Below are 20,497 nucleotides of genomic sequence, written 5' to 3' on the forward strand. Positions count from 1 at the left end.
CTGACGGCAGCCGAACCCGAAGGAGGCCCCCATGGCCGTACGCCGCCGCTCCGTGCGCCCGGCGCGTCCGGAGCGCTTCGCGCCCGACTTCGACCCGGACTTCGGGGACCGGGCGCTGACCGAGGCACGCCAAGACATCGTCATCGGCCGCTGGCAGGGCGTACGGGACCTGCTCGCCGCCACCGGTACGGACTGGGCGCGCCGCACCCACCGGCTGCGGCTCCTCTCGCACGCCGCCGCCGGCAGCTCCACGGTCGAGACCTGGAGGGCCGCCGAGCCCGGCAACCCCGACGCCGCCGTGCTGCGCGCCGCGACCGAGGTCGTACGGGTCTTCGACGCGGCCATCGCGGCCGGCCGCGGCGCCACCCTCGAACGGGGCCGGATCGACTCCGCCGTCGACGCCTGCCGGGGCGCCGCCGAGGCCGCACCGGCCGACCCGATGCCGTGGGTGTCGCTGCTCTCGGTCGCGCGGCTGTACGAGGGCGGGGTACCCCGCCGTGAACTGCGTCACTGGTTCGACGAGTTGCGGCGCCGCGACCCGTACAACACCGAGGGCCACATCCAGGTGCTGCGCTACTGGTCGGCGCGGTGGCACGGCACGCACGGCAGCATGTACGACTTCGCGCGCGACGCGGCCGGCGTGGCACCGCCCGGTTCGCCGCTGCCGGTCCTGGTGCAGGTGGCACGGGTCGAGGAGTACCGGTACATCGCGGACGGGGCGCTCGGCCGGGGCCCGGTGCGCGGCTTCGACCAGCACTGGAAGCACGAACTCGCGGTGACGGAACTGCGCCGTACGCACGCGCGCTGGATCGGCGGGCGGGACCCGGCGCGCCCGGTGGCACCCGAGGAGGTCGGCGACCTCAACTTCCTGGCGCACGCGGCCTGCTACGCGGGCCAGGTCGAGCTCGCCCGGGAGCTGATGGGAATGCTCGGCACGCGGGCCGCGTGGGTGCCCTGGGCGTACACGGGCGACCCGGAGGAGCAGTTCACACGGTTCAGGGAGGGCCTGGGAGTGGAGTGACCCCGCTCCCAGGCCCCGCCGCCACCGGGATCAGACGCCGATGTCGCGGCCGTCCGTGCGCCACACGGAGACGACCGACGGGCGGACGATCTTCCCGGGACCGTCGGGCCAGACGGACGCGGGCTTCTCGACGGAGGCGCCGTCGACCTCGCCCGGGTGCTGCACGGCGACCAGGACGCGGCGGTCCTGGACGAGCGGGCCGCAGGTCTCCGCGCCGGTCGGCACGGTCAGGAACTGCTTGAGCTCACCGCGCCGCTCGCCGCGGGTGGCGACGCCGAACAGGCCGTCGTGCGAGCCGAGCTGGTTGCCGTCGGTCGAGATCCACAGGTTGCCGTGCGGGTCGAAGGCGACGTTGTCCGGGCAGGAGATCGGGGAGACCTTCTCCTTGGGGAAGCCGGCGAAGTAGGTGGCCGGGTCGTTCGGGTCGCCGGCGACGAGGAACAGGCGCCAGGCGAAGCCGTCGGCGGAGGGGTCGTCCCAGTGCTCGGCGAGCTCCAGGATCTGCCCGTGCTTGTTGAGGTTGCGCGGGTTGGCCTCGTCGGCGGGCGCCTTGCCGGCCTTGCCGCGGTCACTGTTGTTGGTGAGCGCGACGTAGACGCGACCGCTGCGCGGGGACGGCTCGACGTCCTCGGGCCGGTCCATCTTGGTGGCGCCGACCTTGTCACCGGCGAGGCGGGTGAAGACGTACACCTCCTCGGCGGTCATGCCGGGGACGTGCGAGACGGCGCCGTCGGGGCCGGCCGTGGCGAGCGGGATCCACACGCCGGAGCCGTCGAACTCGCCGTCGTTCGGAAGCTTGCCGGTGCCGTCGATCTCGGCGGCGGGCGAGTCGCCGGTCAGCCTGGCGACGTACAGGGTGCCCTCGTCGAGAAGGGTGAGGTTGTGCTCGTGGGCGGCCCGCGAGTTCCCCTTCTTCATCCGCTTGCTCGACACGAACTTGTAGAAGTAGTCGAACCGCTCGTCGTCACCCATGTAGACGGCCGGACGGCCGTCCTCGGTGAGCCGGGGCTGCGCGGCCTCGTGCTTGAAGCGGCCGAGCGCGGTGCGCTTGCGGGGCGTCGACTCCGGGTCGTACGGGTCGAGCTCGACGACCCAGCCGAAGCGGTGCACCTCGTTGGGCTCCTGCTTGAGGTCGAAGCGCTTGTCGAACCGCTCCCACTTCCGCTCGGTGGCCCCCGTGCCGACGCCGTACCGCTTGTCGGTGGCGCTGGAACCGTTGGCGAAGTACTGGTTGAAGTTCTCCTCGCCGTGCAGGGTGGTGCCCCACGGGGTGGTGCCGCCGGCGCAGTTGTTGAGCGTGCCGAGGACCGTGCGGCCCGTCGGGTCGGCGGAGGTCTTCAGCAGGGCGCTGCCCGCGGCCGGGCCGGTGACCTCGAACTCGCTGGTGGTGTGCAGACGCCGGTTGAGACGGTGGCGGGTGACGGGCGTGAGCCTGCCCGTACGGTGCTCCTCCTGGACCACGACGACGGACAGGCCGTGCGCGGCCCAGGCGACCTCGACCTGCTCGCGGGTCGGGTCGGCGGCGTCGTACCCGCGGAACATGAGGACTTCGTCGGTGTACTCGTGGTTGGCGACGAGGACCTGACGGTCGTACTCCCCGCGCAGCGGCAGCAGGGAGAGGAAGTCGTTGTTGTAGCCGAACTGGCCGGCCTGCGCCTTCGCGCTCTGGTTCTCGGAGTCGAAGGCGGGCGCGCCGCGGAGGATGGGCTCGCCCCAGCGGATGACCACGTTCTGGCCGTATCCGGCGGGGACCGTGACCCGGTCGTCGTTGTTGGGCGCGACGGGCTCGAACCGGAGGCCGCGGGCACCGTCGCTGGGCTGCGGCTTCCCCGGCCTGTGCGGCTGGGCCTCCGCGACGGGGGCGTTGCCGAGGACGACGGCGCCACCGGCGGCGGAGGCGACCGTCACGACGGCGGCGGCACGGAGGGCGGAGCGGCGGGAGAGCACACCGGCTATGACGTCGCCGACGTACTCGTTGTCGCTGGTGTTGGGCACCTCGTGGAAGCAGGCGTCACCACAGCGGAACCGGCAGGTGAGAGCGGAACGGCCGCCTCCGTGGGGGTTCGTGCTCAGCAGCGGCAGCAGTTTGCGCACTTCGTCCTCCTCCGGCGCACCACTGCGCCGACATGGTGTCGGATTCCTTCGGCGGCGACGCTATGTGCGCACATCTGCACAAGGGCGGCGCCGGAATGAACGCCGAATGAATGCACGGCAACCGGGGGCGACCGGGTCATCGGAGGGGGAGGGGGTGGCCGCTAACCTTACGTGTCCGCCCTGGCCAGGGATGAACGTCCCGAAACGCCCAGTACGGACATTCACACTGCACCCCCACTCATGCGAAAGGGTTCGCCCATGGGTATTCGGAGCATGCTGCGCAAGGTGTTCGGCCGGGACCGCGAGGAATCCCCGGCAACCTCCGTCCCGCCCCAGACGCGTGAGAACCAGGAGACGACCGCCGCCCCGGAACTCCGGGACGCGGCGGAGCCGGGGGACGCGGACACGGCGGAGACCCCGGCCAAGCCGGCCACGCCGGCCACGCCGGAGGCGGCGGCGCGCCGCGCGGCGGACGACCTGGTGGCGGCGTCGTTCGACAACCCCCAGATCCCGAAGGCCCGAACGGCCGAGACGGCCGAGACGGAGGGGACGGAGGGGACGGAGGGGACGGACACGGCACCGACGGCTGAGGCGGAGGCTCCCGAGACGGGGGCTACGGCTGAGGCGGAGGTTGCCGCTGAGGAGGCTGCGGCTCCCGAGCCGGAGGCCGAGGCTCCCGCCGAGACGGCGGTTGCCGCTGACCACGCTGCCGCCCCCGAGCAGGAGGCCGAGGCTTCCGGCGAGGCGGCCGAGGACGAGGCGGCGCTCGAGTCGGAGGCTCCGGCGCCCGCCGAGGCGACGGTTGCGGCCGACGCCGCAGAGGAGCCCGCGGCTCCCGCCGAGACGGACGCGACCCCGGCCGAGGCCGAGGCGACGCCGACGCCGGAGGCGGAGGAGACCCCCGCCGCCGTTGAGCCGGTCGCCGCGGACGAGCCGCAGGCCGCCGCCGCAGAGCCGGAAGCGGCCGTCGACGCCGACGCGGAGGTCGCCTCGACCCCGGCGGAGCCGGAAGCGGCCGTCGTCGCCGACGACGACACGACCCCGGCCGAGCCGGAGGCGGAGGCCGCCGACGAACCGCAGGCCGAGGCCACCACCCCGGCGGAGCCGGTCGCCGTCGCGGCGGCGGAGCCGGAGGCCACCGAGGCACCGACCGCTGAGTTCACCGCCACCGAGGCCCCCGCCGACGAAGCACCGACCGCCGAGGTCACCCCCACCGAGGCCCCCGCCGACGAAGCACCGACCGCCGAGGTCACCCCCACCGAGGCCCCCGCCGACGACGTCGCCGCCACCGAGACCCCCGCCCTCCCCCTCGCCGCCCTCAAGGCAGCCGCCCCGCACCTCGCGGACGCGTACAAGGCTGCCGGGGCTCAGCTCAGGAAGCAGCAGCTCGCGGGGGCGCGCGCCGCCGTGTACCTCGTCGTCGACCGGTCCGGCTCGATGCGCGGGTACTTCAAGGACGGTTCCGTGCAGCGGCTCGCCGAGCAGGTCACGGCGCTCGCGGCGCACCTGGACGAGACGGCCACCGTCACGACCGTGTTCTTCTCGACGGACATCGACGGCACCGTCGACCTGGCCCCCGCCGACCTCACCCCCACCCGCATCGACGAGGTGAACGGCACCCTCGGCCGCCTGGGCCGCACCAACTACCACCGCGCCGTGGAAGAGGTCCTCGCCCACCACGAGAAGAACGACCCGGCACGCCCGGCGCTCGTCGTGTTCCAGACGGACGGCGCCCCGGAGTCGAAGACGGCCGCCACGCAGGCGCTCGCCGAGGCCGCCGACCGCCCGCTGCACTGGCGGTTCGTGGCCTGGGGCGAGGAGGACAACAAGGCCTTCGACTACCTCAGGAAGCTCGACGGCACCCCCCGTACGGCGACGTACTTCGCGGGCGTGACGCCCGTGGAGACGGCGCACGCGGCGTTCTACCGGGGCCTGCTCTCCGGCCTGGAGTTCTAGACGGCGGCAGGGACGACGGGCACGGTGACGGTGACCGGCAAGGTCACCGTCACCACCAGCCCGCCGCCCTCCTCCGCCCCCCGCGCCACAGCGCGCACCGCACCGCCGTGCGCGACGGCGATCGACCGCACGATGGACAGCCCGAGCCCCGCGCCGGGCCCCATCCGGTCCCGCCCCTCCCCGCGCCGGAAGGGTTCGAAGAGCCCGTCGACGTCGCCGTCCGGGACGACCGGCCCGGTGTTGACGACGGTGAGGACGCCGGGTGACTCGACCCGTACGCGGACCTCGCCGCCCGGCACGTTGTACGCGACCGCGTTCGCGACGAGGTTCCGTACGAGCTGGGCGAGCAGCACCCGGCTGCCCCGTACGACACCGCCGTCGCCCGCCACGTACGCGCCCGCGTACTCCTCCGCGACGACGTCCCCGAGCCGTACGTCCTCCCGTGCGGCGAGCCCGCGCTCGCTGCGCGCGAGGAGCAGCAGCCCGTCGATGAGGCGCTCGCTGCGCCGGTTGGCGTCGAGGAGCACCTGCCGGACCTCGCAGTCCTCGTCGAGCCCGATCTGGATCGCGGCGCGCTGGGTGGCGAGGGGGGTGCGCAGCTCGTGGGAGGCGTTGGCGATGAAGCGGCGCTGGCTGTCGAAGGCGGTCTCCAGGCGTCCGAGCAGCGCGTCGATCGTGTCGCCGAGCTCCTTGAGCTCGTCGTCGGGCCCGCGCACGTCGAGCCTCTCCTCCAGGCCGGAGAGGCTCCGGGCGCGGGCGGTCATCTCGTGGACGGGCCGCAGGACGCGCCCGGCGGTCCACCACCCCACCACGACCGCGCCGCAGGCGATGACGAGCAGGGACATGCAGGACCACATGAGCATCTGCTCGCCGGCGGCCCGGCTGACGTCGTCGCCGATCCGGTACGCCTCGACGACGGCGACGTCGTCGGCGCGGGCCACGATCGCGTCCGCGTCGGCGTCGGTACCGGCTCTGACCAGCAGGTTCACCACGAGCAGCAGGACGGCGCCGAGGACCAGGAAGACGCCTCCGTAGACGAGCGCGATGCGGGTACGGATGGTGGACCCGGCGCCGAGGACGGGCTCGCTCACAGCACGTACCCCACGCCCTGGACGGTCCGGATGAGCGCGGGCTCGCCCAGCTTTCCCCGCAGCTTGCTCATGCAGACGCGTACGGCCCCGGTGAAGGGGTCGGCGTGGGCGTCCCAGGCGCGTTCGAGGAGCTCCTCGGCGGAGACGGCGGCGCCGTCGGCCTCCAGGAGGAGCTGGAGGACGGAGAACTCCTTGGGGGAGAGGTCGAGGTCCCGCCCGTCGCGGGCGGCGGTTCGCCGGACGGTGTCCATGACGAGGCCGTCGCGTGCGAGGAGCGGCGGCAGGGCGGGGCGGGCGGAGCGCCGCCGGAGGGCGCGGACGCGGGAGACGAGCTCGGGGAAGTCGAAGGGCTTGCCGAGGTAGTCGTCGGCGCCGAGGTCGAGGCCCTGGACGCGGTCCTCGACGGCGGAGGAGGCGGTGAGCATGAGGATCCGGGTGGGGGATCCGGCGGCGACGACCCGGCGGGCGACGTCGTCGCCGTGGACGCGGGGCAGGTCGCGGTCGAGGACGAGGACGTCGTACTCGTACAGTGCGAGCCGTTCCAGGGCGTCGTCGCCCGCGTGGACGGTGTCGACGGCGAAGCCGGCACGGCGGAGGCCGGTGGCGAGGAGCGCGGCGAGGTCCGCCTCGTCCTCGGCTACGAGTACACGCATGCCGTTCATCATCCACACCCCCGTCCTTATCGATGTGAGTGGATCTTCGTAGGGCCGTTAGGATTTCGACCATGGCGGCCACTGGATCCGAGAAGCAGGGGGCGAAGGCGTTCTACGTCACGACCCCCATCTACTACGTCAACGACGCTCCTCACCTGGGCCACGCCTACACGACCGTCGCAGGCGACGTGCTCACGCGCTGGCACCGTCAGCGCGGCGAGAAGGTGTGGTACCTCACCGGCACGGACGAGCACGGTCAGAAGATCATGCGCACGGCCGAGGCGAACAACGTCACGCCCCAGGCCTGGTGCGACAAGCTCGTCGAGGAGGCGTGGAAGCCCCTCTGGGAGCACCTGAACATCGCGAACGACGACTTCATCCGCACCACGCAGAAGCGTCACACCGACCGCGTGCAGGAGTTCGTGCAGGACCTGTACGACAAGGACGAGATCTACAAGGGCGGGTACGAAGGCCCGTACTGCGTGGGCTGCGAGGAGTACAAGCTCCCCGGCGACCTCATCGAGGCCGAGGACGGCACGAAGCTGTGCCCGATCCACAAGAAGCCGGTGGAGATCCTCAAGGAGGAGAACTACTTCTTCAAGCTGAGCGAGTACGGCCCGAAGCTCCTGGAGTTCTACGAGGCCAACCCGGGCTTCATCCAGCCGGAGTCCGCCCGCAACGAGGTCGTGAACTTCGTCAAGCAGGGCCTGCAGGACCTGTCGATCTCGCGCTCGACGTTCGACTGGGGCATCCCGATCCCGTGGGACGAGAAGCACGTCATCTACGTGTGGGTCGACGCGCTCCTGAACTACGCGACGGCCGTCGGCTACAACGAGAACCCGGCGAAGTTCGAGGAGACCTTCCCGGCGAACGTGCACCTGGTCGGCAAGGACATCCTGCGCTTCCACGCGGTGATCTGGCCGGCGATGCTGATGGCGCAGGGCCTCCCGGTGCCGGGCAAGGTGGCCGCGAACGGCTGGCTGATGGTCGGCGGCGAGAAGATGTCGAAGTCGAACCTGACGGGCATCAAGCCGCAGGACCTGACCTCGCACTTCGGCGTGGACGCGTACCGCTGGTACTTCCTGCGGGCGATCGCCTTCGGTTCGGACGGCTCGTTCTCGTGGGAGGACTTCACCGCCCGCTACACGTCCGAGCTGGCGAACGACTACGGCAACCTGGCGTCCCGTGTCGCCGCGATGGTCGGCAAGTACTTCGGCGGCGAGCTGCCGGCGTCGGCGGCCGACGGCGACGCGGAGAAGGCGATCCACGAGGGTCTGGCGAAGGCGGTCGCGACCGCCGACGCGAAGATCGGCGAGGAGCTCGACTTCCAGGGCGGCATCCTGGCGATCTTCGACTTCGTGAAGCAGGTCAACGGCTACATCACGGAGCAGGAGCCGTGGAAGGTCGCGAAGGACGACTCGCCGGAGGGCCAGGCCCGCCTGGCGACGATCCTGTACACGGCCGCGGAGTCGCTCCGCGCCGTCGCCGTCCTCCTGAACCCGATCATGCCGGAGACCTCGCAGGCGCTCTGGGAGTCCCTGGGCGCCGAGGCGTCCCTGGGCGCCCTGCCGGAGCAGCCGGTGCAGTCCTCCGCGACGTGGGGGCAGCTGCCGGCTGGCGCGACGGTGACGAAGGGCGCGGTGCTCTTCCCGCGCCTGGAGGACCCGAAGAAGGACTGACGCAACGGCGAAGGCCGCCGTTCCCCTCTGCGGGGGGCGGCGGCCTTTTCGCTGCCCACGGTCACCAGGTGAGGACGAGGGCGGCGACGGCGGGCGCCATGTAGACCAGCGGGAAGGGGGCGTGGCCGTAGGCGCGGGCCCGGAGGACGGTGATCACCGCACCGGCGAAGTACAGGATGAGGCCGATCGCGGCGAGGGTCCCGATGACGGGGACCCAGAACCCGACGATGAGACCGACGGCCCCGGCGGCCTTGGCGGCACCGAGCCAGTTCCACATGGCCCGCGGCACCCCGTACTCGGCGAGGGGCTCGACGACGAACTTGGCCTTGAAGAAGATCGACGCCCCGGAGAACCCGGCCATGAACGCGGCGACGGCGGTGACGACGATGGCGGTGGTGGACATCTCGGCGAACATCTCGGCTCCTTCAGCCTTTCCCGTATCCGCCTCGTTCGAGCCGGACACTGCACTGACGGAGGCGGGACGGGATGTGTGACAGCCCGCGCGAGGAAGTTTCAGCGCACCCAGTTCCTCAAGGGCTCCGTGTCCAGCTCCATCCTCACCGGCTCGGGCAGGGTGACGGTCTTGCCGAAGGGCACGGTCGCCACCATCCTCAGCCCTTGATCGGGATAGAGCCACCAGCTTGCGTCGGCCTGAATGCACAGGCGCGTCAGCCACGCGATGATCCGCCCGTGGCAGCCGTCCGGCGCGGCCTTCTCCACGATCTTCCCGTCGAGGAACTCCAGACGCAGTGACTCGTCGACACGTTCACCGGCACGGGCAAGTTCCTCGAACCCGTCCTGCGTCAGGACATTCACGGCGGACTCCTCATGCCGACACCGTGGCATATGCCAAGAGCCCGGGACCGAGAGATCCGGGCTCTTCACACGTGTGGGTGACGGAGGCGGGGTGGCGGGGTCAGCCGGCCGTCGCGTACGCCACGAACCCGACCCACGCGGAGGGCGCGAGCGCGAGCTGCGGCCCGCCGACGTCCTTGGAGTCGCGGACGTGGACGGTGCCGGGGGCGGTGGCGACCTCCACACAGGAGTCACCTTCGCTGCCGCTGCTGTAGCTGCTCTTGAACCACACCAGGTCGGAGGCGTCCCCGGCGGGGGTGTTGTGCGTCATGTCGCTCCTAGCAGTCCCTGGATGACGTCGGCGGACTCACGGGGCGTGAGGGCCTGAGTCCGGATGATTCCATAGCGCAATTCCAGGATACGGAGCTGCCGGAGGTCGGTCACAGGCCTTCCGTTGGCCACCGCCGGCGACCGGCCGACCGCCGAGCCGTCCTCGAACTTCAGCACCTCGATGCCCCCGTCCACGCCCGCGTGCTCCTCCCGTGCCATCGGCATCATCTGCAACTCCACCTGAGGGAACTCGGCGATCTCCAGCAGGTGTTCCAGCTGGCGCCGGAGCGCCTCCCGCCCGCCCAGCGGGCGGCGCAGGGTCCACTCCTCCAGGACGAAGCTGAGTTCCGGCGCGGGATCCCGCTCGAACACCACCTTGCGGGCGACGCGGGCGGCCATGTACCGCTCCACCTCGTCCCGCGTGTAGGCGGGACGACGCATCAGAAGCAGCCCGCGGGCGTACTCGGGCGTCTGGAGCAGCCCGTGCACGTTGAGCGGGTCGTACAGCTGCATCTCGACCGCCCGGGCCTCCGCCTTCGCCAGGTCCCTCAGCTTCTTCGGGTAGCGGACCTTGGCCACGTCCTCCTTCATGGCCGAGATCAGTCCGTTCGCCTCCAGCACCGCGTCCGACCTGTCCAGGAACTCGGGCCGGGGAATCCGTTTCCCGCCCTCGATCTTGTAGATCATGTCCTCGCCGTAGCCGACCGCGACGGCGAAGTCGGCGGCCCGCAGACCCACCGCCTCCCGCCGCAGCCTCAACTGCCGCCCCACGGTGGCGATGACGGCGACACCCCAGTCGTCGTCCGGGTCCACCTCCCAGCTGGGTTCCTCCACCGACATGGCGCACCTCTCCGTCTGTCCTGTCCGGCCGCGACGCCCCTACCCTTCGCAGGGGTTCGGACAGTCCGGACAGCGGTGGACAAGCGTCGGACAGTCACCCTACGTACCGGTGGAGTCACTTCCGACGCTAGCCAGTCACGGCCACGCTCAGTGACGTGAATCAGAAGAACACCACCCAAGTACCCCTCTCACCAGCCCACTTCGGCGTCCTCCTCTCGCCCACCCCCCGTGGGGCCCGCCTCGCGCGGCTGCTCGCGGTGGAGTGGCTCCGGGACAGGGAGTTGTCGTACGGCGTGACCGAGGCGGCCCCGCAGGTCGTGGCCGAGCTGGCGGCGAACGCGGCCACGCACGGCCGGGTCGGCGGCCGGAACTTCCGTCTGGTGCTGCGGGCTTCACCGGAGACGCTCCGGATCGAGGTCACGGACACGCGGGTGGAGACCCTTCCCCGGCTCCGGAAACCGTCGGCGGACGAGGAGGGCGGGCGGGGAATGCTGCTGGTGGCGGCGCTCGCGGACCGGTGGGGCACGGCGCTCGGTCCCGTGCCGCAGAAGACGGTGTGGGCCGAGTTCGACGTCACCGGCTCACCGGGGTCCAAGCCGCTGGTCGCCGGTGGTGCGGTCGGTCTCCATAAGTAACCCTGGAGAGAAAGAAACCCCACCAAGCCCCACCCTTTCCCTCCCGGGAACGGCCGCTCACTCCGGAGAGTGAAAAAGGTCAACTCGGCTGGCTTTGGGGTGGGTTGTTTGATCTACGCTCTGCGCAACAGAGCCGACCGCAGACATGCGTCGGCCCTCGCCGGGACGGCCATCCCAGTGCGAGGGCCTGACCACCGAGGAAGAGAACGCTTCCCCAATGGATAGCCAGAACCCTAGCGCCCAAGCGCCCGCCACGTCCCGCGACGAGCCCAAGAACCACCCTTCCCGGGGGACTTCGACGGGAGTGGTGCACGACAACAGCCACCACACCACTCACTTCACGGTGATCGGCAACCACCTCGCCCAGCACGAGGCGCTCTCGCTGACGGCGATCGGCCTCGCCACCCACATCCAGTCGCTGCCGGCCGGGTCCCCCGTGGACATCCGCTCGCTCGCCCGCCGCTTCCCGGAAGGGACCACCCGGATCGCCGCGGCCCTGCGCGAGCTGGAAGCCCACGGCTACGTGCGCCGCAACAAGGAACGCACCCCGGCCGGCCGCGTCGTGACCCGCACGGTCTCCTGCAACCGGCCGGGGGCCGCGCGCCACCGACGCACGATCGGGAGCGCGGAGGCGCCCCCGCCGAGGCCCGAGCCGGAACCGCCCCCGCGAAGGGCGGAGAAGCCGAAGGCCCGGCGCCGCGCGCTGCCCGCCGTACCGCAGCCCGCGTACCCGGCGCCGGACCTCCTGGCCACGGCCCTGGACATCCTGGCGGGCCTGCACCGCGAGGACCCCCGTCTGCACCTCTCCGCCACCGAAGCCGAGCACCTCGTACCGGGCGTCGCCAGCTGGCTGGAACGCGAGCTCACACCGGAGGCCGTACGCCGCGTCCTGACCTTCGGTCTCCCGACGGGAACCCTGCACCACCCGGCCTCCCTCCTGGCCCACCGCCTCACCGCCGGCCTCCCGCCGCTCCCGCCGTTCCGTCCTCGGACCCCGGCCGTCGTGCACCCGATGCAGAACTGCGACAGCTGCGACCACGCCTACCGCGGCCCGGAACCGGGGCCCTGCCCAGCCTGCACAAGCGCTGCCGCCGGACGCGCACCGCACGACACCGAGGAACCCCGTGGTCAGCTCACCCCATGAAGCGATGCACCGCATCTTCCAGCACGACCCCCACCTCTTCAGTCGCCTGTCCGGCCTGCTGGGGCTTCCCTTCCCGGCCCCGGTAGAGGTCTCCGTCATGCCCACCGACCTCACCGAGGCGAGTCCGGTCGAGCGCAGGCTCGACACGCTGCTGCGGCTGGACTCGGCGAAGGACGGCTCCCTCCTCCTCGCCATCGAGGCGCAAGGGAAGAAGGACCCCGCCAAACCGGCGAGCTGGGCGTACTACACCGCCTACCTGTGGACGAAGTACGGGCTTCCGACGGCCCTCCTGGTCGTATGCCAGGACCGGGGCACTGCCGAGTGGGCCGGTCGGCCGGTGACCAGCGGGCCGCCGCAGATGCCCACCCTCACCGTTCAGCCGATCGTCGTGGGCCCCCACAACATGCCGGTGATCACCGATCCGGCCGAGGCCAGGGCCGACCTGGCACTGACCACTCTCTCAGCCATCACGCACGCGGGCGATCCGGACATCGGTGCCATACTGAAAGCCCTGTCCAGCGCATTGCGGGACGTTCCCGAGGACGTCGCCGACCCGATCATCGAGTTCACCGCGCAGGGGCTGGGCAACCGCCCGGCCAGAGAAGTCTGGAGGAATCTGGTGGCCGTGGACCTCTCCTTCTACACCTCCTACATCGCCGAAGAGATCCGGGACGAAGGCCGGGACGAAGGCCGCGCCCAAGGCAATGCGGACGCCATACTGATCGTCCTCGAGCAGCGTGGGCTCGCGGTGTCCGAGGCCGTGCGGGAGCGGGTCGCGAGCTGCGACGACCCGGACGTGCTGCGTCGCTGGCTCGTGCGCGCCGTCACCGTCGCTTCCGCCGAGGAGATCTTCACGGAGAACGAGGCGTAGCCCTCCCCGCACGCACACAACGGAAGGGCCCGGAACCTCATTGAGGTTCCGGGCCCTTCGTCAGGCGTCAGGCGGCAGAACTACCGCGCCGCGTCCGGGTGGACCGCGTCCGTGATGTCCGTGGTCTTCTTCTCGACCGGCTTGCGGAGCTGGATGTTCAGCTCGCGCAGGCGCGCCTCGTCCAGTTCCGTCGGGGCGCCCATCAGGAGGTCCTGGGCGTTGCCGTTCAGCGGGAAGGCGATGGTCTCGCGGATGTTGGGCTCGTCGGCGAGGAGCATGACGATGCGGTCGACGCCCGGGGCGATGCCGCCGTGCGGCGGGGCGCCGTACTCGAAGGCGCGGAGCATGCCGGCGAACTCGTGCTCGACGGTCTCCTTCGAGTAGCCCGCGATCTCGAAGGCCTTGAACATGATCTCGGGCTCGTGGTTCCGGATGGCGCCGGAGGAGAGCTCGATGCCGTTGCAGACGATGTCGTACTGCCAGCCGAGGACGTCCAGCGGGTCCTGGGTCTCCAGGGCCTCCAGGCCGCCCTGCGGCATGGAGAACGGGTTGTGCGAGAAGTCGATCTTGCCGGTCTCCTCGTCCCGCTCGTACATCGGGAAGTCGACGATCCACGCGAAGCGGAAGACGTTCTCCTCGAACTGGCCGGCGCGCTTGGCGGCCTCGACCCGGACCGGGCCCATGATCTTGGAGACCTCGTCGAACTCGCCCGCGCCGAAGAAGATCGCGTGGCCGGGCTCCAGGCCGAGGCGCTCGGTGAGGACCTTGACGTTCTCCTCGGTGAGGAACTTGGCGATCGGGCCGGTCAGGGCGCCCGCCTCGCCGACGCGGACCCAGGCCAGGCCCTTCGCGCCGAGGGAGACCGCGAAGTCGCCGAGCTGGTCGAAGAACTTGCGCGGCTGGTCGCCGGTGTTCGGGACGGCGAGCGCGCGGACGTGCCTGCCGGCGAAGGCCTTGAACTCCGACGCCTCGAAGACGTCGGAGATGTCGACGAGTTCGAGGGCGGTGCGCAGGTCCGGCTTGTCGTTGCCGTACTTGAGCATCGACTCGCGGAACGGGATGCGCGGGAACGGCGAGGTGACGTGGCGGCCGCCGCCGAACTCCTCGAAGATCTCCGTCATGAGCTTCTCGATCGGCTGGAAGACGTCCTCCTGCTCGACGAACGACATCTCGACGTCGAGCTGGTAGAACTCGCCCGGCGAGCGGTCGGCGCGGGCGTCCTCGTCGCGGAAGCAGGGCGCGATCTGGAAGTACCGGTCGAAGCCGGAGATCATCAGCAGCTGCTTGAACTGCTGCGGCGCCTGCGGCAGCGCGTAGAACTTGCCCGGGTTCAGGCGGGACGGGACGACGAAGTCGCGGGCGCCCTCGGGGGAGGTCGCGGCGAGGATCGGGGTCGCCATCTCGTTGAAGCCGAGGGCCACCATCTTGGAGCGGATGGAGGCGATGACGGCGGAGCGCAGCATGATGTTGCGGTGCATGCGCTCGCGGCGCAGGTCGAGGAAGCGGTACTCCAGGCGCCGCTCCTCGTTGACGCCGTCGTCGGCGTTGATGGTGAAGGGGATCTGCTTGGCGGCGCCCAGGACCTCGACCTCGAGGGCCTCGATCTCGACCTCGCCGGTCGGCAGCTCGGGGTTGACGTTCTCCGCGCCGCGGGAGACGACCTTGCCGTCCACGCGGACGACGGTCTCCTTCGTCAGCTTGTCGAGAACCTCGGCGGCCGGGGTGCCGGGCCGGGCGACGAGCTGCGTGATGCCGTAGTGGTCGCGCAGATCGATGAAGAGGATGCCGCCCAGGTCGCGCCGATTGTGCAGCCAGCCGCTCAGCCGGACGTCGGTGCCGACGTCAGAGGCGCGGAGCTCGCCGCAGGTGTGGGACCTGTACCGATGCATCGTCGTTCATCCAGTCTTCGGGATCTCGGGTGGTGGGCGACTGCCCTGTGGCCCCTGTCACAGATGTCACAGGACACGCGGGCAGACCCACCCAGAGTACCGGCCGGGCCAAGATCGGATTTCGAATACTCTCGGTGGCGACCTGCTGTCCGATATTCATAAAGTGGGGCAATGCGCACCGAGGACGTCCTGGCCGCGATCGCGACCGGCCTGTGGCGCTGGGACAACGCGTCCGGGATCGTCACGCTCGACGCCGAGGCCGCCCGGCTGCTCGGGCTGCCCGCCGAGCCCGCACGGCTCACCGAGGCGGCCGTACGCTCCCGTTTCCATCCGGTCGACTGGAACGAGATCGACGGGGTGGTCAACCTCGCCGTCGCCGAGGGCACCCTCGCGGAGGCCCGGCTGCGGATCATGGACGGGCACGGACGGGTGATCCGTACCGTACGGAGCAGGTCGAAGCCGCTCGTCGAGGGCAACGACTACCAGCTGGTCGGCACCCTCCAGGAGGTCGCCGAGCAGCTCCCGGGGACCGCCGCCCGTACCCCCATCACCGGCGACTGGCGCCGCTCCCGGGAGGCCTTCCTGCTCGACGCGGGGCGGGCGCTCGCCGAAGCGCGGTCCACGGCCGAGGTGCTGCGGGTGGCGGCCTCGCTGTCGATGCCCGGCTTCTCGCCGGACGGGCTCGCCGTCTTCGGGGTGGCGGGCGAGCGGCTGACGGTCATCGGCCATCACGGGCACAGCGAGGGCGACGAGGGGCCGTTCTCGTCGATGTCGCTGGACACGGACTATCCGGCGGCCGAGGTCGTACGGACCGGGCGGGCCATCTACCTCCCGACACCGGAGGAGTACCTGCGGCGCTTCCCCATGACCTGGCCGCTCGCGCAGCGCTTCGGCCGCCGCTCCTGGGCCTTCGTGCCCCTGGTCGTCGCCGGGCGGACGATGGGGGCCTGGATGGCGGCCTTCAAGCACCCGGTGGCGTTCACGCCCGACGAGCGGTCGGTGCTGACGACGGTCGCGCGGATGCTCGCGCAGGCCCTCGCACGCGCAGGCGTGGCCGAGTCCGAGCGCGAGCTGTCGCTCGGCCTCCAGCGGACGATGATGCCGGTCCTCGGGCCGGGGATCCCCGGCATCCAGGTCGCCGCGCGGTACGTGCCGACCGGCGGCGGGCTCCAGGTCGGCGGCGACTGGTACGACGTGATCCGGCTGCCCGGCGGCACCACGCTCACCGGCGGGCGCGGCGCGGGCCGGATCGCTCTGGTCATCGGCGACGTGCAGGGGCACGACGTGCGGGCGGCCGGGCTGATGGGGCAGCTGCGGATCGCCCTGCGCGCGTACGCCTCCGAGGGCCACCGGCCGGACGCGGTCCTCTCGCGCGCCTCGCGCTTCCTGTACGGGATCACCGACGGGGAGGAGCACGAGAACGGCGGTCCGCGCTTCGCGACCTGCCTCTACCTGGAGGTCGACCTGGAGACGGGGACGGTCGACATCGCGCGGGCGGGGCATCCGGATCCGGCGGTACGGATGAACGACGGAACGGTCCTGCTGCGGCCCACGGCCGGCGGACTGCCGCTCGGCATCGACCCCGACACCGACTACCCCACCACCCGGCTCACCCTGGACCCCGGCGAGACCCTGATGATCTGCACCGACGGGCTCCTGGAGACCGGCGGGCACGACCTGGACACCGGCTGGGAGCGGGTCAGGAAGCTCCTGGAGTCCCACGACGGCAACGACCTGGAAGGGCTCGCCGACGCCCTCGTGGAGGCCGTCCACGGGCCCGGCTCGCACCACACGACGGGCCCGCTCGCCGACCGCCGCGAGGACGACATCGCGGTCCTGCTGCTCTCCCGCCGGCCCGCCGGCACCGTACGGGAGGCCCCGCGCCGCACCCTGATGACGATCGCCCAGGCGGAGCCGGAGCGGATCGCGGAGGCGCGCGAGCAGATGCGGCAGCTGCTGCACGACTGGTCGGACGGGGACCAGCTCGACGCGGCGGTCCTGATGGTCTCCGAGATGGTCACGAACGTCCTCGTCCACACCGACGGCGACGCGCTCCTCGTGGCGGAGGTCGCGTGCGGCGAGAAGTCGCGGCGGCTGCGCGTGGAGGTCTCCGACGGCAGCGACGAGCTGCCGCACAAGCGCCACCCGGGCGAGATGGCGTCGAGCGGGCGCGGCCTGGTCCTGATGGAGATGCTGGCGGACGCGTGGGGCGTCGACCCGCGGGGCGAGGGCAAGGCGATCTGGTTCGAACTGAACGAGACGCCGACGGAGGACGGCTGCTGCGCATAGGCCTCCCGCGCCCCCGCACGGGTGTGGAGGCCTCTCGCACCCCGGCCGGGGCGCGTAGGCCTCTCGCGCCCCCGCACCGGCGCGTAGGCCTCCCGCGCCCCCGCACGCGGGCCCCCGGACGCGCGAGCCCCCGCCCCCCGGAGGACACTGGTGTCGTACGGCCGCCGGGGGACCACGGAGCGCGCCATGGACATCCACAAGGTCGGCAGCGACACCACGGTGATCGCCGACAGTCTCGAGGCCCCGGGCGTCGGGCACATCCCCGTGAACGCCTACGCCCTCACCGCCGCCGAGCCCGTGGTCGTCGACACCGGGCTCTCGGTCGCGGACCGCGACTTCGTCGAGGCGCTGGGCGGGATCATGGACCCGGCCGACGTCCGCTGGATCTGGCTCACCCACCCCGACCGGGACCACACCGGCGGGATCTTCGACCTGCTCGACGCGGCCCCACGCGCGCGCGTGATCACGACGTTCCTCGGCATGGGCGTCATGATGACCGAGCGACCGCTGCCCATGGACCGGGTGTACTTCCTCAACCCCGGGCAGTCCCTCGACGTCGGCGACCGGACGCTGCACGCGTTCCGCCCGCCGCTCTTCGACAACCCCGCCACCGTCGGCTTCTACGACGACCGCACCCGGATCTGCTTCAGCTCCGACTGCTTCGGCGGCCCGATGCCGAGCGCCGAGATCGCGGAGAGCGGGCACGCGAGCGACCTGAAGCCGGAGGAGCTGCGGCGGGCGCAGCTGCTGTGGGCGACGCTCGACAGCCCGTGGGTGCACCTCGTGGACCCGGAGAAGTACCGCGCGACGCTCGCGCCACTGGCCGAGATGAACCCCGAGATCGTGCTGTGCACGCATCTGCCTCCGGCGGTACGGATGACCGACCGGATGCTGCGGACGATCGCGGGCGCCCCGGACGCCGACCCGTTCGTCGGCCCGGACCAGGCGGCCCTGGAACAGCTCCTGGCCTCGTTCGAGCGGGGCGGGCTGACGCCGGCCTGATCAGTCGCCTCCGGGCTCCGACGGTGCCCCGTACCGCGTCCGCAGCTCCCCCAGGACCCCGGTCGCCGCGGCCGTCAGCGGTACGGCGAGCAGCATGCCCAGGATGCCCGCGACGGACGCCCCTGCGGTGATCGCGAGCATCACCACGGCCGGGTGCATCTGCACGGTCCGGCTCTGGACCATGGGCTGGAGGACGTTGCCCTCGATGACCTGGACCGCCAGGACGATGCCGAGGACCCACAGCGCGATGACGAAGCCCCGGTCGGCGAGGGCGACGAGGACGGCGACCGCGCCGGAGAGGAAGGCCCCGAGGTACGGGATGTAGGCGGTGACGAAGACGAGCGCGGCGAGCCCGACGGCGCCGGGCACGTCGAGGACGACGAGGCCGATGCCGATGAGGACGGCGTCGACGGCCGCGACGAAGGTGGTGCCGCGCATGAAGCCCTCGACGGCCTCGAACGCGCGGCGGGCCATCGCCTCGACGAGGTCGCCGGTGGCGCGCGGGGCGAGCGAGCGCAGGGCGCCGGCGGCCCGGTCGGAGTCCTTGAGGAAGAAGAAGATGAGGAGGAGGGCGAGGACGGCGGTGGCGAGCATCTGGCCGACGATGCTGACGCCGCTGATGACGCCGGAGGCCGCGGTCCCGCCGAACTTCTCCAGGAGGACCTTGGCGTTCTTGGCGAGGTCGTCGAGGGAGGTCCCGGCCGCGCCGAGGTGCTCGGCGATGTCGGTGGCGGCCTGCCGGAGCGAGGCGATGATCTGGTCGCCGGTGTCGATGAGGGCGACGACGACGATGTACGTGGCGCCGCCGACGACCACGAGGACGGCGACGACCGTGAGGGCGGCGGCGAGCCCCTCGCGGACCTTCATCCGCAGCAGGCGCCGGTAGAGGGGCCCGAGGAGGGCGGTGCCGAGGATCGCGAGCAGGACGGGGGTGACGGCGGTCTTGAAGACGACGCAGAGCCAGATGAAGACGGCGGCGACGCCGGCGGCGAGGAGCAGGACGACGCACCAGGCGGCGAACCGGCGGACGGGTTCGGGGAGGAGGGGCGCTCGGCTCGTCTGCACCCGACCACCGGACCACGCCGCCGGGCGTGGCGTCGCGCGCTGACGGGCCGTACGGGTGACGGCCCGTCAAGCGGCGTACGAGTGACTGTCACCCGCCCATGCCGTGGACGGCGTACGCCCCCATGCCGTGGACGGTTTACTCGCCCATGCCGTGGACGGCCGGGATCGTGCCGAGGCGGCCCGCCTGGAAGTCCTCGAAGGCCTGGCGGAGTTCGGCCTGGGTGTTCATGACGAACGGGCCGTAGTGCGCCATCGGTTCGCGGATCGGCTGTCCGCCGAGGAGGACGACCTCCAGGTCGGGGGTGTTCCCGTCCTGCTTCTCGTCGGCGCGGACGGTGAGCGCGCCGCCCTTGCCGAAGACGGCGGTCTGGCCCGTGTGGACCGGGCGCCGGTCGGCGCCGACGGTGCCGCGGCCGGCGAGCACGTACGCGAGGCCGTTGAAGTCCTCGCGCCACGGCAGGCTGATCTCGGCGCCGGGGCGCAGGGTGGCGTGGATCATCGTGATCGGGGTGTGGGTGATGCCGGGGCCCTCGTGGCCGTCGAGCTCGCCGGCGATGACGCGGAGCAGCGCGCCGCCGTCGGGGGTGGTGAGGAGCTGGACCTGGCCGCCGCGGATGTCCTGGTAGCGGGGGGCCATCATCTTGTCGGAGGCGGGAAGGTTCACCCAGAGCTGGAGGCCGTGGAAGAGCCCGCCGCTGACGACGAGGGACTCCGGCGGGGCCTCGATGTGGAGGAGGCCGGAGCCGGCGGTCATCCACTGGGTGTCGCCGTTGGTGATGGTGCCGCCGCCGCCGTTGGAGTCCTGGTGGTCGAAGGTCCCGTCGATGATGTAGGTGACGGTCTCGAAGCCGCGGTGGGGGTGCCAGGGCGTGCCCTTGGGCTCTCCGGGCGCGTACTCCACCTCTCCCATCTGGTCCATCATGATGAACGGGTCGAGGTACTGGTAGTTGATCCCGGCGAACGCGCGGCGCACCGGGAATCCCTCGCCCTCGAAGCCCGAGGGGGCCGTGGTGACGGCGAGGACGGGGCGGGCGACGGCGTCGGCGGGGGCCGCGACGCGCGGCAGGGTGAGCGGGTTCTCGACAGTCACTGCGGGCATGACCGGACCTCCTAGGTGCGACCTTGTACGTCCACTTTAGTTGA

18 protein-coding genes are annotated in these 20,497 nt (G+C 71.6%); 8 read left to right on the forward strand and 10 right to left on the reverse strand.

The window, feature by feature from the left end; all coding sequences use genetic code 11:
- Nucleotides 1–31 precede the first annotated feature (31 nt).
- Nucleotides 32–1,021: a hypothetical protein gene (locus ACN9MM_RS19080; protein ID WP_426364755.1), complete on the forward strand. Its 990-nt coding sequence runs from the start codon at nucleotides 32–34 to the stop codon at nucleotides 1,019–1,021.
- 30 nt (nucleotides 1,022–1,051) lie between these two features.
- Here ACN9MM_RS19080 and ACN9MM_RS19085 read toward each other — a convergent pair whose 3' ends face one another.
- The gene (locus tag ACN9MM_RS19085) at nucleotides 1,052–3,115 is read right to left on the reverse strand and encodes a PhoX family protein (RefSeq protein WP_426364756.1); all 2,064 of its coding nucleotides are present in this window, start codon (nucleotides 3,113–3,115) and stop codon (nucleotides 1,052–1,054) included.
- Between the two features lie 258 nt (nucleotides 3,116–3,373).
- On the opposite strand from ACN9MM_RS19085, the gene ACN9MM_RS19090 reads away from it, so the two are divergent.
- A complete protein-coding gene (locus tag ACN9MM_RS19090; RefSeq protein WP_426364757.1) occupies nucleotides 3,374–5,071 on the forward strand; it encodes a VWA domain-containing protein in 1,698 nt (565 codons plus the stop codon).
- On the opposite strand, the gene ACN9MM_RS19095 is transcribed toward ACN9MM_RS19090, so the two are convergent.
- Together ACN9MM_RS19095 and ACN9MM_RS19100 are read right to left on the reverse strand one after the other, a co-directional pair.
- A complete protein-coding gene (locus ACN9MM_RS19095; protein ID WP_426364758.1) occupies nucleotides 5,068–6,162 on the reverse strand; it encodes a sensor histidine kinase in 1,095 nt (364 codons plus the stop codon). The genes ACN9MM_RS19090 and ACN9MM_RS19095 overlap by 4 nt on opposite strands.
- Nucleotides 6,159–6,815 (reverse strand): response regulator transcription factor, encoded by a 657-nt coding sequence (locus tag ACN9MM_RS19100; protein WP_426364759.1) that lies wholly within the window; start codon nucleotides 6,813–6,815, stop codon nucleotides 6,159–6,161. Before ACN9MM_RS19100 ends, ACN9MM_RS19095 begins: the two co-directional genes overlap by 4 nt.
- Nucleotides 6,816–6,886: 71 nt before the next feature.
- Here ACN9MM_RS19100 and metG point away from each other — a divergent pair, with 71 nt between their 5' ends.
- On the forward strand, nucleotides 6,887–8,494 hold the full coding sequence (gene metG, locus ACN9MM_RS19105) for a methionine--tRNA ligase (RefSeq protein WP_426364760.1): 1,608 nt from the start codon (nucleotides 6,887–6,889) through the stop codon (nucleotides 8,492–8,494).
- Nucleotides 8,495–8,555: 61 nt separating this feature from the next.
- On the opposite strand, the gene ACN9MM_RS19110 is transcribed toward metG, so the two are convergent.
- From ACN9MM_RS19110 to ACN9MM_RS19125, 4 genes are all read right to left on the reverse strand, one after another.
- Nucleotides 8,556–8,909 carry a DoxX family protein gene (locus ACN9MM_RS19110; RefSeq protein ID WP_426364761.1) on the reverse strand — a complete coding sequence of 118 codons (354 nt, stop codon included), beginning with the start codon at nucleotides 8,907–8,909 and terminating at the stop codon, nucleotides 8,556–8,558.
- A 98-nt stretch (nucleotides 8,910–9,007) separates the two neighbouring features.
- Nucleotides 9,008–9,340: a hypothetical protein gene (locus tag ACN9MM_RS19115; RefSeq protein ID WP_426368775.1), complete on the reverse strand. Its 333-nt coding sequence runs from the start codon at nucleotides 9,338–9,340 to the stop codon at nucleotides 9,008–9,010.
- Between the two features lie 70 nt (nucleotides 9,341–9,410).
- Nucleotides 9,411–9,620 (reverse strand): DUF397 domain-containing protein, encoded by a 210-nt coding sequence (locus ACN9MM_RS19120; RefSeq protein WP_426364762.1) that lies wholly within the window; start codon nucleotides 9,618–9,620, stop codon nucleotides 9,411–9,413.
- Nucleotides 9,617–10,459 (reverse strand): helix-turn-helix domain-containing protein, encoded by an 843-nt coding sequence (locus tag ACN9MM_RS19125; protein WP_426364763.1) that lies wholly within the window; start codon nucleotides 10,457–10,459, stop codon nucleotides 9,617–9,619. The genes ACN9MM_RS19120 and ACN9MM_RS19125 overlap by 4 nt, the downstream gene beginning before the upstream one ends.
- Nucleotides 10,460–10,614: 155 nt before the next feature.
- On the opposite strand from ACN9MM_RS19125, the gene ACN9MM_RS19130 reads away from it, so the two are divergent.
- The 3 genes from ACN9MM_RS19130 (at nucleotide 10,615) to ACN9MM_RS19140 (ending at nucleotide 13,109) form a co-directional block, all read left to right on the forward strand.
- On the forward strand, nucleotides 10,615–11,094 hold the full coding sequence (locus ACN9MM_RS19130; protein WP_426364764.1) for an ATP-binding protein: 480 nt from the start codon (nucleotides 10,615–10,617) through the stop codon (nucleotides 11,092–11,094).
- Nucleotides 11,095–11,311: 217 nt separating this feature from the next.
- On the forward strand, nucleotides 11,312–12,238 hold the full coding sequence (locus ACN9MM_RS19135) for a helix-turn-helix domain-containing protein (protein ID WP_426364765.1): 927 nt from the start codon (nucleotides 11,312–11,314) through the stop codon (nucleotides 12,236–12,238).
- Nucleotides 12,219–13,109 carry a hypothetical protein gene (locus ACN9MM_RS19140; RefSeq protein ID WP_426364766.1) on the forward strand — a complete coding sequence of 297 codons (891 nt, stop codon included), beginning with the start codon at nucleotides 12,219–12,221 and terminating at the stop codon, nucleotides 13,107–13,109. Before ACN9MM_RS19135 ends, ACN9MM_RS19140 begins: the two co-directional genes overlap by 20 nt.
- 80 nt (nucleotides 13,110–13,189) lie before the next feature.
- On the opposite strand, the gene aspS is transcribed toward ACN9MM_RS19140, so the two are convergent.
- The gene (gene aspS / locus ACN9MM_RS19145; protein WP_426364767.1) at nucleotides 13,190–14,998 is read right to left on the reverse strand and encodes an aspartate--tRNA ligase; all 1,809 of its coding nucleotides are present in this window, start codon (nucleotides 14,996–14,998) and stop codon (nucleotides 13,190–13,192) included.
- A gap of 171 nt (nucleotides 14,999–15,169) precedes the next feature.
- Between aspS and ACN9MM_RS19150 the strand changes: the two genes are divergently transcribed.
- Nucleotides 15,170–17,287, forward strand: coding sequence for an ATP-binding SpoIIE family protein phosphatase (locus tag ACN9MM_RS19150; protein ID WP_426364768.1), 2,118 nt, complete (start codon nucleotides 15,170–15,172; stop codon nucleotides 17,285–17,287).
- Between the two features lie 186 nt (nucleotides 17,288–17,473).
- Nucleotides 17,474–18,289 (forward strand): MBL fold metallo-hydrolase, encoded by an 816-nt coding sequence (locus ACN9MM_RS19155; protein ID WP_426364769.1) that lies wholly within the window; start codon nucleotides 17,474–17,476, stop codon nucleotides 18,287–18,289.
- Here ACN9MM_RS19155 and ACN9MM_RS19160 read toward each other — a convergent pair whose 3' ends face one another.
- Together ACN9MM_RS19160 and ACN9MM_RS19165 are read right to left on the reverse strand one after the other, a co-directional pair.
- Nucleotides 18,290–19,354 carry an AI-2E family transporter gene (locus ACN9MM_RS19160; RefSeq protein WP_426364770.1) on the reverse strand — a complete coding sequence of 355 codons (1,065 nt, stop codon included), beginning with the start codon at nucleotides 19,352–19,354 and terminating at the stop codon, nucleotides 18,290–18,292.
- A 136-nt stretch (nucleotides 19,355–19,490) separates the two neighbouring features.
- Entirely contained in the window at nucleotides 19,491–20,453 is a 963-nt protein-coding gene (locus tag ACN9MM_RS19165) for a pirin family protein (RefSeq protein WP_426364771.1), read from the reverse strand.
- Nucleotides 20,454–20,497: the final 44 nt, after the last annotated feature.

Origin of the sequence: Streptomyces sp. E-08 (assembly GCF_049913095.1) — a bacterium.
GTDB lineage: Bacteria > Actinomycetota > Actinomycetes > Streptomycetales > Streptomycetaceae > Streptomyces.

Excerpts from the sequence above, each read along its gene's own strand:
- ACN9MM_RS19110 (WP_426364761.1), bottom strand. The coding sequence starts at position 8,909 with ATGTTCGCCGAGATGTCCACCACCGCCATCGTCGTCACCGCCGTCGCC.
- ACN9MM_RS19155 (WP_426364769.1), top strand. The coding sequence starts at position 17,474 with ATGGACATCCACAAGGTCGGCAGCGACACCACGGTGATCGCCGACAGT.
- ACN9MM_RS19100 (WP_426364759.1), bottom strand. The coding sequence starts at position 6,815 with ATGCGTGTACTCGTAGCCGAGGACGAGGCGGACCTCGCCGCGCTCCTC.
- aspS (WP_426364767.1), bottom strand. The coding sequence starts at position 14,998 with ATGCATCGGTACAGGTCCCACACCTGCGGCGAGCTCCGCGCCTCTGAC.
- ACN9MM_RS19080 (WP_426364755.1), top strand. The coding sequence starts at position 32 with ATGGCCGTACGCCGCCGCTCCGTGCGCCCGGCGCGTCCGGAGCGCTTC.
- ACN9MM_RS19115 (WP_426368775.1), bottom strand. The coding sequence starts at position 9,340 with ATGCCACGGTGTCGGCATGAGGAGTCCGCCGTGAATGTCCTGACGCAG.
- ACN9MM_RS19120 (WP_426364762.1), bottom strand. The coding sequence starts at position 9,620 with ATGACGCACAACACCCCCGCCGGGGACGCCTCCGACCTGGTGTGGTTC.
- ACN9MM_RS19165 (WP_426364771.1), bottom strand. The coding sequence starts at position 20,453 with ATGCCCGCAGTGACTGTCGAGAACCCGCTCACCCTGCCGCGCGTCGCG.
- ACN9MM_RS19150 (WP_426364768.1), top strand. The coding sequence starts at position 15,170 with ATGCGCACCGAGGACGTCCTGGCCGCGATCGCGACCGGCCTGTGGCGC.
- metG (WP_426364760.1), top strand. The coding sequence starts at position 6,887 with ATGGCGGCCACTGGATCCGAGAAGCAGGGGGCGAAGGCGTTCTACGTC.
- ACN9MM_RS19125 (WP_426364763.1), bottom strand. The coding sequence starts at position 10,459 with ATGTCGGTGGAGGAACCCAGCTGGGAGGTGGACCCGGACGACGACTGG.
- ACN9MM_RS19090 (WP_426364757.1), top strand. The coding sequence starts at position 3,374 with ATGGGTATTCGGAGCATGCTGCGCAAGGTGTTCGGCCGGGACCGCGAG.
- ACN9MM_RS19135 (WP_426364765.1), top strand. The coding sequence starts at position 11,312 with ATGGATAGCCAGAACCCTAGCGCCCAAGCGCCCGCCACGTCCCGCGAC.